13 protein-coding genes are annotated in these 13,446 nt (G+C 45.0%); 10 read left to right on the forward strand and 3 right to left on the reverse strand.

The genetic code is table 11. From position 1 onward, the window contains the following. Positions 1-272 precede the first annotated feature (272 nt). The 8 genes from ACXAGQ_RS25935 to ACXAGQ_RS25970 all read left to right on the forward strand — a co-directional run bounded on the left by ACXAGQ_RS25935 (position 273) and on the right by ACXAGQ_RS25970 (position 7,665). Complete coding sequence (locus ACXAGQ_RS25935) at positions 273-1,004, forward strand: PIG-L deacetylase family protein (RefSeq protein ID WP_475257835.1); 732 nt, start codon at positions 273-275, stop codon at positions 1,002-1,004. 408 nt (positions 1,005-1,412) lie between these two features. Further along, positions 1,413-2,297: an alpha/beta hydrolase gene (locus tag ACXAGQ_RS25940; protein WP_475257836.1), complete on the forward strand. Its 885-nt coding sequence runs from the start codon at positions 1,413-1,415 to the stop codon at positions 2,295-2,297. A gap of 59 nt (positions 2,298-2,356) precedes the next feature. Next, entirely contained in the window at positions 2,357-3,193 is an 837-nt protein-coding gene (locus ACXAGQ_RS25945) for an oxidoreductase (protein WP_475257838.1), read from the forward strand. 149 nt (positions 3,194-3,342) lie between these two features. Then, positions 3,343-3,702, forward strand: a complete 360-nt coding sequence (locus ACXAGQ_RS25950; RefSeq protein WP_475257840.1) for an SRPBCC family protein — start codon at positions 3,343-3,345, stop codon at positions 3,700-3,702. A 31-nt stretch (positions 3,703-3,733) separates the two neighbouring features. Then, a complete protein-coding gene (locus tag ACXAGQ_RS25955) occupies positions 3,734-4,645 on the forward strand; it encodes a helix-turn-helix domain-containing protein (protein ID WP_475257842.1) in 912 nt (303 codons plus the stop codon). Between the two features lie 233 nt (positions 4,646-4,878). Beyond that, a complete protein-coding gene (locus ACXAGQ_RS25960) occupies positions 4,879-5,619 on the forward strand; it encodes a GlcG/HbpS family heme-binding protein (RefSeq protein ID WP_475257843.1) in 741 nt (246 codons plus the stop codon). A 115-nt stretch (positions 5,620-5,734) separates the two neighbouring features. Beyond that, positions 5,735-6,817 (forward strand): L-dopachrome tautomerase-related protein, encoded by a 1,083-nt coding sequence (locus ACXAGQ_RS25965; RefSeq protein WP_475257845.1) that lies wholly within the window; start codon positions 5,735-5,737, stop codon positions 6,815-6,817. A 68-nt stretch (positions 6,818-6,885) separates the two neighbouring features. Further along, positions 6,886-7,665 (forward strand): glycine betaine ABC transporter substrate-binding protein, encoded by a 780-nt coding sequence (locus ACXAGQ_RS25970; protein ID WP_475257847.1) that lies wholly within the window; start codon positions 6,886-6,888, stop codon positions 7,663-7,665. 138 nt (positions 7,666-7,803) lie between these two features. Here the strand turns inward: ACXAGQ_RS25970 and ACXAGQ_RS25975 are convergent, their stop codons facing one another. The 3 genes from ACXAGQ_RS25975 to ACXAGQ_RS25985 all read right to left on the reverse strand — a co-directional run bounded on the left by ACXAGQ_RS25975 (position 7,804) and on the right by ACXAGQ_RS25985 (position 10,847). Continuing rightward, positions 7,804-9,264, reverse strand: a complete 1,461-nt coding sequence (locus tag ACXAGQ_RS25975; RefSeq protein ID WP_475257849.1) for a cryptochrome/deoxyribodipyrimidine photo-lyase family protein — start codon at positions 9,262-9,264, stop codon at positions 7,804-7,806. Positions 9,265-9,373: 109 nt separating this feature from the next. Continuing rightward, entirely contained in the window at positions 9,374-10,393 is a 1,020-nt protein-coding gene (locus ACXAGQ_RS25980; protein ID WP_475257851.1) for a DUF2955 domain-containing protein, read from the reverse strand. Positions 10,394-10,427: 34 nt separating this feature from the next. Further along, the gene (locus ACXAGQ_RS25985; RefSeq protein WP_475257852.1) at positions 10,428-10,847 is read right to left on the reverse strand and encodes a MarR family winged helix-turn-helix transcriptional regulator; all 420 of its coding nucleotides are present in this window, start codon (positions 10,845-10,847) and stop codon (positions 10,428-10,430) included. A 211-nt stretch (positions 10,848-11,058) separates the two neighbouring features. Between ACXAGQ_RS25985 and ACXAGQ_RS25990 the strand changes: the two genes are divergently transcribed. Continuing rightward, complete coding sequence (locus tag ACXAGQ_RS25990) at positions 11,059-12,054, forward strand: NADP-dependent oxidoreductase (RefSeq protein ID WP_475257854.1); 996 nt, start codon at positions 11,059-11,061, stop codon at positions 12,052-12,054. 193 nt (positions 12,055-12,247) lie between these two features. After that, entirely contained in the window at positions 12,248-13,144 is an 897-nt protein-coding gene (locus tag ACXAGQ_RS25995; protein ID WP_317521419.1) for a 1,4-dihydroxy-2-naphthoyl-CoA synthase, read from the forward strand. Positions 13,145-13,446 lie beyond the last annotated feature (302 nt).

Raw genomic sequence — 13,446 nt, forward strand, 5'->3', positions numbered from 1 at the left:
TTTTTTCAGACATGTCATGGTGTTCTGGTCATCATATATTGAACGATACCAATAAAAGGTAGCCGGCAAACTGACGAAAAAGAATTCATCCACTGACCGTCAATTTTCAAAATTGAATACCCTTACTCTTTAATTAATTATCCGAGACGAATGTCAAATAGTATTGTTTTGACGTAGCCAAAAATCATTAAAGGCCACTTCAATATCCAGTTAAGCCAAACAATGAAGTTAAGCTCGAAGCCGAGCAGAAGAGAAAATAAAGGATTTACAATATGGAAAAGAAAACAGCTTTAGTAATTAGTGCTCATTCCGCTGATTTTGTATGGCGCTGTGGCGGTGCCATCGCACTACACCAAAAACTAGGTTATGAAGTGACTATTGCTTGCCTTTCCTATGGCGAACGCGGTGAGTCAGCGAAACTATGGAAACAAGAAGGAATGACTCTTGACGATGTTAAGCGAATCCGTCATCAAGAAGCGACTGCCGCTGCTGCTGCACTTGGTGTCAAAGACATTCGCTTCTTCGACTTCGGAGACTACCCGCTTGAGATAGACAAAGAAGGTAAATACCAAATTGTCGACCTTATTCGTGAAGTTCAGCCTGAATTCATCATGACACACTCTAAATGGGATCCCTATAACACCGATCATATGTACGCAACAGAGATCGTTCTTCAGTGTCGAATGATCGCTCAAGCTTGGGGGCATAACCCAGGAGAAAAAGTGCTCGGTGCACCCCAAGTTTATTTGTTTGAACCGCATCAAAGTGAGCAAATGGAGTGGAAACCCAATACCTTCCTCGATATTTCTGAAGTTTGGGAGAGCAAGAAAGCAGCTATCGAATGCATGCAAGGTCAAGAACATCTATGGACATTTTACGAAAACCTGGCAGAAAATCGCGGCAATCACTTTAGAAGAAACTCCGGCGGTCAAGCAGGCGGCAGAACTTGCCAGCACGCTGAAGGCTTCCAGGCTATCTTCCCTCAATGTGTAGACTCTCTGTGACACGAAAGATTGAAATTACAAACAACTAGCAGCACAACCTACCTAGTAAGCAACACCGGGATAGTGACAGCCGTTATTAGCCTAACGGCTAATCCAGAAAGCGCACCAAAGCCAGTCAACCTACTGACTGGCTTTTTCTGGCCTTCGAACTCGTCACTTCTCGCTCAGTTCCGGTAAATAAAATACATGGAGCCAATTCGAGCCTGTCTATCAAGTCGGTAGATATTCATCATTCTATACAAATAACAATGTGTAGAAATTTCACATACTAAGAATCAAGAAAAAACTAAGACATCTCCCTTTCCTCGAAATATGTATACATCCTTCTGGGATATGTATACCTCATCTCATCGCCAGCCTATTTATACTTCTCCTTGCCCACCAGCGAAGCGTTTAAAGGAGAGGGTTATGATCACAAAATACCTAGCGGACATGATGACTAAAAGTGGCCAGTCACCGGTATTCGAAACGCCTGAAAAATATGGTTTGAAATACCAAGACGTTACCTTTACGACTCTAGATGGTGTAGACCTTTCCGGCTGGTTAATCGAAGGGAGTGCAAATAAAGTTATTATCCAATCTCACTTTGGCGTGCAGTGCAGTCGTGCTGGCTATACTCCTGCAGGTAAAGGGATGGTAAAACTGTATAAAAAGAATATTTCCTTTCTCCGGCAAGCCAAACATCTGGTCGAGCAAGGTTACAGCGTATTGATGTATGACTTGAGGAACCATGGAAATAGCTCCAACGGTGTTAGTGAATACATCGCCTGGGGCTGTGAAGAGTCACACGATGTGGTGGCTGCCGTAGATTACATCTCAACCCATCCTACTTATAAAAACAGCGATATTGGCCTGCTTAGCATCTGTATGGGCACCAGTTCTACCGCATTTGCTTACGGTCTTGAGCACGGCCTGCAGCACTACCAAAACATTAAGGCACTGATTTCAGTTCAGCCACTGCGCTACTTAGACTACATGAGCGCCATGGGTATACCTGATTTTCTCACCAAACGCGTGAATCAATACAACATCAAACGAGGCGGAGCGGATCTATCTGGCTCCTTCTTTGAGTTTGTCCCAAACATCAAGGTACCAACGCTTGTCATCCAAAACAAAAATGATCCTTGGACCAAGCTAGAAGCTGTCAACGAGTATTACCAACTGCTTGGTGGCAACAAAGAAATGATGATGCTCGATTTAGATAAAAATCGTGCTGCCGCTTATGAATGGCTAGGCGAGTCTCCGGAATATCTCAGTGCTTATTTTAACAAGCATATGCCTTCGATTAACTAATCAAAACTAGCGATAAAGGCTGGTATAGAAATAATTTTTAAAGAAACGGAATAACAAGCATGATTCAAGTAACCTCACCAAAAGTCATTTTGATCACAGGTGCATCGTCCGGGATGGGTAAAGATACAGCCCTAGATTTAATCAACCAAGGGCACATTGTCTATTGTGCGGCACGGCGTGTTGAAGAAATGGAAGATCTCAATCTCCTAGGTGGCAAGATCATAAAACTCGATATAGCTAATGAGGGTGACATTGTACGTTGTGTCGAGCAAATCATCGAAGAGCGAGGCCGTATCGACGTGCTATGGAACAATGCCGGATATGGCCTTTATGGCTCGGTGGAGGAAACGAGCCTGGAAGATGCCAAATACCAATTCGATGTCAATGTATTTGGTCTTGCGCGCTTAACTCAACTAGTCACTCCGTATATGCGAGAAGCAAAGTCTGGCACCATCATCAATACGTCTTCTATTGGCGGAAAAATCTATGCACCAATGGGAGCTTGGTACCATGCCAGTAAGCATGCTATTGAAGGTTTTACCGATTGTTTAAGGCTTGAACTGGAGCCCAAGGGCATCAATGTCGTAGTACTGGAGCCAGGTGCAATCAAGACTGAATTCCCAGAGGTGATGTCTAAGCAAGTGCTTGGCAACTCGGGACATGGGCCTTACCAAGACCTAGCGAAACGTGTCGCCAATTTGAGCCTCAAAGAATCTGGCAAAGATGGTGCAGGCTCACCAACCTCTGTGATTTCTAAGGTAGTGCAAGAGATCATTGCCAGCCCGAAACCAAAAACACGTTATGCCGCGGGTAAGTTCTCGACTACAACGCTGCTGATGCGACGTTTCTTAAGCGATAGAGCATTCGATAGAATCATTGATTTTATGGTGCGATAACTCCCCCCTAGCTCTAGAGGTAAACCATGCCAATGTTAAGCTCACAAGCCTTGTTAGCTGCCAGTATGTCATTCAGTGCCATGCTAGGTTCAAAATCAGTACACACCGAAATTGTTATTCCGAGTGCGCCGTAAAACGTGTGGCAAGTTTTGGTTGATATTGAGCGCTACCACGAATGGAACCCTGCAATCACACTGGTGAATGGCACTTTAGCAGTCGGTAACTCTGTGACCTACCGCTTTCAAGAAACCGATGACAAAGCGGCGGACATTACCTCCAGAGTTCAAGCTATCAAACCTACGGCTCACCTAAACCACAAAGGTGGGTTGTGGGGAATAATTACGTTTGACCAACACTATCGCTTAACCATTCATGAGTCTGGTACAAAGTTCACAATAGATGAAACCTACACTGGGTTCTGGGTCCATTTCTGGGATCATACACATACCCAAAAACAGTATGAAAATATGGCCTTAGCGCTCAAGCAACGCGTGCTAGATTTATACTAAGCCCTAAGAAGATCAATGAGCTAGAAAAGCTATGACGAACATTATCCATATTACGACCATTGACCAGATACATCAGGCGCTTGGCTTGCCACCGCCCATGCATCCCTTGGTGTCACTTATCCAAATTGATGACAAAGTAACAGGCTACGATTATGGTGATTCTACTTATATATATGATTTCTATCAGATAGCATTAAAGTCAGGGATCAAAGGTGACATCATTTACGGGCGTAATCATTATGACTTCTCCCAAGGCAGCATGATCTTCACCAAACCAGGTCAAGCACAGCAATACACCAATACAGAAAGTGTCGAAAATGAAACGGGCTGGGCTTTACTGTTCCACCCTGATTTAATCCGCCGCTCAGGGCTTGCTAATCAAATGGCGAGCTACTCTTTTTTCTCCTATGACATCCATGAAGCACTTCATGTATCCGACCGAGAAAAGCGAATACTGGGAGAGCTAGTCAATCAAATAGAAGAAGAATACAACCAGAATATAGATAAACATACGCAGAAGCTTATCGTTTCTAATATTGAGCTGATACTGAATTATTGCACTCGATTTTATGAGCGACAGTTTATCATCCGCCAAAATCATAACCTTGATTTGATGGAAAAAGTCGATGCAATTTTATACGACTATTTTGAATCTGATAAAGCGGCGGAAAGCGGGTTACCCACAGTAAAATATGTCAGCCAAACAATGTGTATGTCGAGCAACTATCTCAGTGACATGGTGAAAAATGCCACCGGACGAAATGCCCAGCAATACATCCAAGACCATGTTATTGAAAGGATAAAAAACGCCCTGCTCAGTACTAATGAGCAGGTTAGCCAAATCGCCTATGGGCTTGGATTTGAATACCCACAACACCTATCAAAGTTGTTCAAGGCAAAAACAGGAATGACCCCTATCCAATACCGTAATTCGACCCACTAACACCTAGGCAAGCGATGGGCATTATATACAGAATGCCCTATGTCTAATAATTAGATTATCACTACGCTGGAAAACATCTTTTTCATTTGAAACATATTCAAATTCAATTTGATAATCACACCTGATGCTCTACTAAGCTTTATTTTGTTTAGTGATTCATTCGCTGCGATCGACAGAAGTTCTTAGCAGTAATTTATGGATAAGAATCACGCAATAAACAGGAGATGTGTCAGATGATTAAAAGAACCTCATTAATGATCCTAACCTTTAGCTTTTCCATGTCCGCTCAAGCTAATTTATGCGAAGGATTACCAAGCCATGCAGACCTTTCGAAGGCACTGAAAAGTTCTGTCGCAACAACGAGTGATGAGACGAATGGTGGTCTTGAACTTAATATGTGGGGAACCATCGTCGCTCGTGATGGTACTGTTTGTGCGGTGGCAAAGACCGGCGAACACTTCGGGGACCAATGGCCTGGAAGCCGCGTCATCTCGGCCCAGAAAGCCAATACCGCCAATTCTTTTAGTTTACCTAATCTTGCCCTATCAACTGCAAACTTGTGGACCGCTACTCAACCAGGGGGCAGTTTATTTGGTTTGCAGTTTAGCAATCCTGTCGATATTAACACCGCGTACAAAGGAGATGCCAACAACTATGGCAAGGATAACGACCCCATGAAAGGAAGCCGTATTGGAGGTGTAAATGTTTTCGGTGGTGGGCTTGCCCTTTATGATCAAAACAAAGATATCATCGGTGCTATCGGTGTCAGTGGGGATACTTCCTGTGCAGACCATAACATCGCTTGGAAAACTCGTCATGCACTCAAGCTAGACTATGTTCCTAACGGTGTATCAGATACTAACGACGATAATATCATTTATGTTGAGGGACATGGTTTTGCTCATGTGTCATGCGGTAACGGTGAATCTGAAATAGCGGCAACTTTGCCGAAAAAATTCCCCATATCTAAGTAGATATTAAGATTGGGTCTGCCAATTATATGCCCCAAATTACTTAACCCTTTTCACTTATTATAAATTTATACATTTAGAGGACTTTGGATAACTAAAGGCCTAGGAGTACTGTGCCATGAAGATGAGTAAAACACTATTAGCACTGACCACGGTAATGTTATTTAACACAGCACAAGCAGCGGATATTGAAGTTATTGCCAAACTGGAGGGAACACGACCAGGGAATATTACTGTCACCGAGCAAGAACGTATTTTTCTGTCGATGCAACCTCTTGATGCCCCAGAATTACGTGTTGTAGAACTACTGAAAGACGGCACCACAACCGCATTTCCTAATCAAGACTGGGCTGATGGCCCAGAAAAAGGTGAAGTGGGTTTTTCTTCTGTGATTGGTATCGATAGTACGCCAGATGGTGTGGTATGGATCCTTGATATGGGCAGTGATACTGCTCCTGCACAAATTGTTGCGTGGGACAGTGTTAAAGATCGCTTATTTAAGCAGATAGAGATAGGTAAAGAAGTGATGGTTGCCAACTCTTTCATGCAGGATTTTGCCTTAGATACGAAGCGTAACTTGATGTATATCGCTGATACCAGCTTGGGTAACCTGTTTGGCGATCCAGCTCCCGCCTTTGTGGTGGTTGACCTAGAAACAGGCAATGCGCGCCGTGTGCTGGAATCACATCCCGCGTTGCTGTCACCTCTGCATGATCTCGAGATTGACGGGTCATTAATGGCCGCCAAACGTGAAGATGGCAGCATAGATGCGCTGTATCTAGGTTTGAACCCGATCACCATAGATAAACAGTTCGAGTGGGTGTACTTTGGCACCGTCAACGGCAGTGCTATTTATCGCATTCCTGCCAGCGCACTGGCAAACGACAAATTATCTGGGCAATCTCTCGCCGAAAAGATTGAATTTTATAATGAAAAGCGTCCAAGTGATGGCATGATCATGAGTGATAACGGCGATATCTATGTCGGTGATGTGGAGAAAAACGCTATTGGTTTGGTTCGTGAAAACCAATATCGAATCTTTGTACAGGATGATAAGCGTTTGTCATGGGCAGATGGCTTCTCAACCCAAAATGGGTATCTCTATGTCACACAAAACTCACTACACCTGAACCCTGCATTAAATGAAGGCGAAGAAGGTGCCACCAAACCTTATCACGTTTTACGCATCAAACTTGATTAACCTTTACAGCACTGCGGGAGACTCTCTCCCGGGCTAACTGCTGTCCTACATTTATGGTTGTAGATATTATGAAAAATACTATTGCTATCGGCGTTACCGACCTATCATTCCACCGTATCACTGCCTCATTGGTGACCCATGTGTTGACGGATATGGGCTTTGAGGTCACACGTCATTATGCACCGCATCAGGATAATTTTGCGCAACTCAAATCAGGCACCGTTGATATGCTTTCATCGGCGTGGCTGCCATCCAGTCATGGGATCTACAAAGAAGATGTTGAAACAGTTCAGCCCCTACAGGAGCTTGGACTTCACTATGAGCCCTATGCACTCTGGGGGGTACCCGATTATGTGCCCGAGCAAGCTGTTTCGCAGATTAGTGATTTACTGAAGCCGGATGTAATTGCCAAGATGACCCCTGATATTCAAGGCATTAATCCAGGCGCCGGCATCACTCGTTTTTCACAGCAAATGATGGACGCATATGATCTAGCTAATGCGGGATATCGTTTTCATACCGGTAGTGAAGAAGATTGTTTTGGTGCTTATGAGCGCGCCGTTGCTGACCAAAAGTGGGTAGTGGTACCGCTCTGGAAGCCTCAGTTCTTACATTACAAATACGTGATTCGTGAGATTACAGAGCCCAAAGGGCTGCTCGGTATTGTTGATCGCGCTGTTTTATTACTGCGAAATGATCGCGCGCATTTATTTACCAGTGAGCAATTGGAACAACTCGACAGCCTACGTTTTTCCAATGAAATAATTGCAGCGCTTGATTATCAAGTATGCAGAGAAGGTAAGCCCCTAGATGAGGTGTCCCGTGCTTGGCTTGATGCACAGGCATAAATCACCAGGATAATTCACTACTCACAGCCCTGTACTGTAATAGATACTCATTTCTAGCCTAGGTACGCTCTTTTGAGCGCACCTGAGTTTTATTAAGAGTATATAACTCAATACACTTCGCAAATCACAGATAACCTTCTAGTTATCTGTTCTAACATGTCGTTGTAAAATGCGGTTTGCTTCTTGCTTAACCGTGTTGTTTCTACGCCACTTCCAATATATATCCCTCGCTCTTCGACCACTCTCCTCGATTGCCACTATAGGTGCAGGGTAAGTGTCACCTATATATAGCTGGTACATTTGCTCTTCCATGGGTGTCAATTGCCATGGTTGATGAATAAGCTCATCAGGCAATTTACTCAGTTCAGGTAGCCAATGTCGAATAAAGCTACCTTCAGGATCATGCTCAATCGATTGCTTTATCGGGTTATAGATTCGAATGGTATTAATACCTGTTACACCCGCTTGCATTTGGAACTGCGGATAATGAATACCCGGTTCGAAATCTAGGAACAATGTTGCAAGATGTTCTACGCCATAACGCCAGTCAATCATCAAATGGTGGCAAAGGAAGCTAACCAACATCGCTCGCATCCGAAAATTTATATACCCGGTTTGATGCAAACAACGCATGCAAGCGTCAACCAATGGATAGCCAGTTTTACCGGCTTTCCATGCTTCCAGTTTTTCATCTATATCTTGCTCATATGGGAACGACAGATAGCCTCGGTTAATTGGTCTTTGTTCCATTTCTATTTCTGATTCAAATTTTTGTATGAAATGGCAGTGCCAATGCAAACGGGATGCAAATGCAGACAAAGAACGCCGCCAACCAGGCTTCGACCAATTCGCCAATACAACTTGATACAACTGCCTTAGGCTTATGTTACCCCACGCGAGGTATGGTGAAAGACGGGAACAGCTATCACAGCTTTTTGAAGGCGATGAAATACCAAAGGCGTAATCCTTGCCTCGGGATTCGAAAAAGCTATCCATTACTTGGTGGGCATGTATTTCCCCGCCGACTTGCATGCTGTGGTTGGAAATACTCCATTGCTTCGGTGGGGTATAGAGAGGTAGACGGGGCTCTGTCACCCATTGCAAAGAATCGAGTTCTGGTTTAGCCAACGATGACCGCATAAATTTTCGCCAATGCTTATCCCACCCTTTTCGGGAACTGGCTCCACGAATTACCCCACCCGTTGGAGATTCCACCCATTGTATGCCCTGCATGGAAAACCACTTAGCAATTTCACGGTCCCTGTCGAAAGTACACTGAAGCCCGATCTCTTGGTGGCTCCGCACACACTGAATATTAAAACTATCTTTCAGTGCTTGGAAAACGGAAATAGCTTCACCTTGTACCGCTACAACCTTACCGCCATATCGACCAACTTGTTCATTTAATTGCTCAAGTGACTGCAGGACAAAGCGCCAATGCCGTTCGCTGTAATGGGGATTATCCAAAAGCATTGGTTCAAAAATGTAGAGAAGTAAACAAGGCGTCTCCGGCATGAGTGAAGCTAGATATAATGGATCGTGGTCGCACAATCGCAAATCACGTTTGAACCATACAATCTGGATCGCTGTTTTTTTCATTGTCTTTTCCTTTTTGAAAGACAACGGTGTTTTTTCTCATAAAGATCAATATCTGAGACTTTATTCAAACAGCAAAGAGACCGATTATCAATTATTGTTGAGGGGTTGTTTACCGGGAAGTCACCTTGCGATAAATACGGCTGATCAGCCAGCACACCACCAAGGTATAAACAACGGCATTGAAAACACTCAGCAAACGGAATTGGTAGGACTGGTAAATATTGAAATCAAACCGGTCAGCTTGGAGAAGGAGCAAGGCAAAAGGCGTTAACGAATAATGGGCCAAATGTTTGACCTTGGGGTGATAAATGATTGCTGTCAGTAGCAAGCTGGACAGAAACACTACCGCAAGCGGTAGAAGGTATTCGCTAGAGGTGACTGACAAACCCAGAATATAGGTGACATAGCCTACCACCGCCAATGCCCCACCCAGTAAATTCGCACGCAGAAAATCCCAACTGACTTTAGCAACATGACTGACTTCAGGGTAAAAGCTGATCACACTCACGGCCACGATGACCATGTAATACTGCTTCAAATCTGTATAGGTGAATAATATGAGCAAAGGCATGAATACCGCCAACACTACCCACTCTTTATTGAGCAGTAGCGGACTCGTTTTCGCTTCGGCTCCTGAGTGAGAATCGTCATTTTGGCTTTTAGCTGGAAGCAAAGCATACATGATATAACTAACCACCATGGCAACGGCAAGACCTAGCAGCAAGCTGGCAGTCAAGGGCACGATGAGTGCTTGGTTGACGATACCGATCGCCGATACCAAGACGATAGCCACGACCCGGATCGGTGCGTGAATAGGGTTTGGCTTTAGTCTGTCAAAGCGATGGCAGGCAAAAATGACGGCGGCAATTGTGAGCAGAAATACCCACGATGACAGCGAATAAACCATGGCTACCAACGCCCCAACCCCCGCGCCAACAGCAGCGGTCACAAATACCTTAACGTATTCTTTGAGTGGGATACCTGGCAGTTGCAACATCATGATGTGCAAACTGAGCAAAGGGCAAAAAAACGAATAAGGCCAATCAAAGAACAATGTAATGGCCACACAAACAGTAAATGTCAGTGTTAATTGCAGTTGTGGTGAAACACCCTTTTGCCCGACGCTCATAATGAGTTTGCTATCCTGCCTCACCTTACATCCACTAGGCTAAATTGTTAGCCAACTCTAAACAGAGTTTGCGCAATGACTCGACATCCTCAGCCTTCATACTGGATTTCTCCTCAAGCTGGGTCTTAAGATCTTTGGCTTTGTCACGCAAGGCAAGGCCCTCATCAGTGAGGGAAATGACTTTCTTTCTCTCATCCTCTGCAGAAACTTGTCTGGTTAACAACTGCTTGGCTTCAAGACGCTTAACAATCGGTGTCAAGGTACCGGAATCCAGCCGTGCACTCATAGATAGCTCTTTCAGGCTGACACCATTTTGGTACCAGAGCGACTGCATCACAATGTATTGTGGGTAAGTGAGGTCGAATTCATCGAGCAGTGGACGGTATGCCCTCACCAATGCATTCGAGGCGGTATACAAGGCAAAACACACATTGTCTGATAGCTTCTGGGCCATACTAAGATCCGAGTTATATCGATTAGGTGTGATGATACCAAAATGCCTGACTTCAAAAAATACTTAGCGCGCAAATTATTTTATCGCAAAGCTATTGCATCTTTCTCGCTCTGGCAGTAAGTTAATGAGCAAATAGTTTGCGCACAAACAATTTACGCAAAAAGTATTACTACGAAAAGCATCTCCACACAGAGCTGATAAGGACTGAATAATGAACAGCCAACAAATCCACCTTGCCTCTCGCCCAGAGGGTACACCATCTGCAGGTAACTTCGAACTGGTCACGGTTGCCCTACCCGAGCTAAAAGAGGGTGAATTACTGGTTCAAAACACCTGGATGTCGGTCGACCCCTACATGCGCGGTCGCATGATTGATCGCAAGAGCTACATCCCTCCTTTTCAAATTGGCGAAGTGCTAGAAGGCGGCGCTATCGGTGAAGTTATCCAATCAAATAACCCAGACTTCCCTATTGGTAGCAAAGTCAGCAGCATGCTGGGTTGGCGCAGTCATTTTATCAGCGATGGCAATGGCTTAACCTTGCTGCCTACTACCCCACTACCAGAGCAGACTTTCCTAGGGATCATGGGCATGCCGGGTATGACGGCATGGACAGGTCTTTTCCGTATTGCGGAGCTTAAACCGACTGACACTGTCTTCATCTCAGCCGCCTCTGGCGCTGTCGGCAGCATCGCCTGCCAGATTGCAAAAATGCATGGCTGTAAGGTTATCGGATCGGTCGGCTCAGAAGAAAAAGCCCAATATCTTCGTTCTTTGGGTGTCGATGCCACAATCAATTACAAAGAAGCAGACAACCTAAGCCAAGCCCTTGCTGAAGCAGCCCCTCAGGGCATTGATGTGTACTTCGAAAATGTGGGCGGTGAACACTTGGAAGCGGCATTGAATAACATGAATGACTACGGTCGTATTGCGGTGTGCGGACTGATTTCACAGTATAACGCCACCGAGCCACAACCTGGCCCGAGTAACATGGCGATGTTGATTATCAAGAAGCTCAAGATGCAGGGCTTTATTGTGTTCGACCACTGGTCACACTACGGTGAGTATGCACAACAGATGGGTCAATGGATTGCAGAAGGCAAAGTGAAATACGAAGAGACGGTTTACCAAGGTATTGACCAAGCAGCAGACGCTTTCATCGGCCTGTTTGAAGGTAAAAACAAAGGTAAGATGCTGGTTAAGCTCTGATCCCGTCAAACCAAGGGTAATCTAGCATCTTTAAATTAGCCACCAGCTGTCTTTAGCAAGGTTGGTGGCTATTAAATATCCCACCTCACTCAAAACATTCGCCATCTAGTCACATTCTTTCATAAACCATTGACATTTGGCTGTAACTCCCTAGCCTTACATCACCTTTTGTTTTATTCAGGCAATCGTCATCATGAGCCGCAAAGAGATTTTTAACCCTGAGCTTTGGGAAGAAGTTCCAGGGTTCGACTTTGAAGATATCACTTACCACCGCGCCAAAGATCAAGGTACGGTACGTGTCGCATTCAACCGCCCAGACTGTCTAAACGCCTTCCGCCCAAAGACGGTCGATGAGCTTTACACCGCCCTAGACCACGCACGCCAATGGTCAGATGTTGGTTGTGTATTCATCACGGGCAACGGTCCATCAGAAAAAGGCCAATGGTCATTCTCTTCAGGTGGCGATCAGCGCATTCGCGGCAAAGACGGTTACAAGTACGAAGGTGAAGAAGCTGGCAAGGCAGACGTAGCCCGTATGGGTCGCCTGCACATTCTTGAAGTTCAGCGCCTGATCCGCTTTATGCCTAAAGTGGTTATCGCTGTTGTACCTGGCTGGGCTGTTGGTGGCGGTCATAGTCTGCATGTGGTTTGTGACCTAACACTGGCCTCTAAAGAGCACGCGATTTTTAAGCAGACTGACCCAGATGTCGCTTCATTCGACTCAGGTTACGGCTCTGCTTACCTTGCAAAAATGATCGGCCAGAAACGTGCCCGTGAAATTTTCTTCTGCGGCTTTAACTACAGCGCACAAGAAGCTTTTGAAATGGGCATGGTAAACAAGGTAGTTGATCACTTCGAGCTGGAAGAAGAAGCGCTACGCTGGGCAAAAGAGATCAACAGCAAGTCGCCGACGGCAATGCGTATGCTGAAGTACGGCTTCAACCTGCCTGACGATGGCTTGGTTGGCCAGCAGCTATTCGCCGGTGAAGCGACTCGCCTAGCCTACGGCACCGACGAAGCACAAGAAGGTCGTGATGCATTCCTAGAGAAGCGTGACCAAGACTTTAGTAAATTCCCTTGGCATTACTAATTTCTTATACACCGTTTTAAAAAAACGCCCTCAGTCACATTGAGAAACTGAGGGCGTTTTTGTATCCATAACCATTCAATGTGTCATTTCTGCCAGCGCTATAAGTACACACCCAACAGAATAACCAAGATTGTGATGACACTGGGTGTGATTAAACGAAGTATCCACTTTAGCCAAGATCTCAACGTTTCCTCCATCAAGTAAATGCATGTGCCCTAAATATTTATGTGTATACATCCACCAGTGAGACGTTAGAGATTTATGAGGCCCATAAACAGGTCATTTTGTGACAATTGCGGAGT

This window comes from Photobacterium sp. ABD4_091 (genome assembly GCF_056160145.1).

Bases quoted from the DNA above. Each gene is read 5' to 3' on its own strand.
- ACXAGQ_RS25935 (WP_475257835.1), top strand. From the start codon at position 273: ATGGAAAAGAAAACAGCTTTAGTAATTAGTGCTCATTCCGCTGATTTT.
- ACXAGQ_RS25940 (WP_475257836.1), top strand. From the start codon at position 1,413: ATGATCACAAAATACCTAGCGGACATGATGACTAAAAGTGGCCAGTCA.
- ACXAGQ_RS25945 (WP_475257838.1), top strand. From the start codon at position 2,357: ATGATTCAAGTAACCTCACCAAAAGTCATTTTGATCACAGGTGCATCG.
- ACXAGQ_RS25955 (WP_475257842.1), top strand. From the start codon at position 3,734: ATGACGAACATTATCCATATTACGACCATTGACCAGATACATCAGGCG.
- ACXAGQ_RS25960 (WP_475257843.1), top strand. From the start codon at position 4,879: ATGATTAAAAGAACCTCATTAATGATCCTAACCTTTAGCTTTTCCATG.
- ACXAGQ_RS25965 (WP_475257845.1), top strand. From the start codon at position 5,735: ATGAAGATGAGTAAAACACTATTAGCACTGACCACGGTAATGTTATTT.
- ACXAGQ_RS25970 (WP_475257847.1), top strand. From the start codon at position 6,886: ATGAAAAATACTATTGCTATCGGCGTTACCGACCTATCATTCCACCGT.
- ACXAGQ_RS25975 (WP_475257849.1), bottom strand. From the start codon at position 9,264: ATGAAAAAAACAGCGATCCAGATTGTATGGTTCAAACGTGATTTGCGA.
- ACXAGQ_RS25980 (WP_475257851.1), bottom strand. From the start codon at position 10,393: ATGAGCGTCGGGCAAAAGGGTGTTTCACCACAACTGCAATTAACACTG.
- ACXAGQ_RS25985 (WP_475257852.1), bottom strand. From the start codon at position 10,847: ATGGCCCAGAAGCTATCAGACAATGTGTGTTTTGCCTTGTATACCGCC.
- ACXAGQ_RS25990 (WP_475257854.1), top strand. From the start codon at position 11,059: ATGAACAGCCAACAAATCCACCTTGCCTCTCGCCCAGAGGGTACACCA.
- ACXAGQ_RS25995 (WP_317521419.1), top strand. From the start codon at position 12,248: ATGAGCCGCAAAGAGATTTTTAACCCTGAGCTTTGGGAAGAAGTTCCA.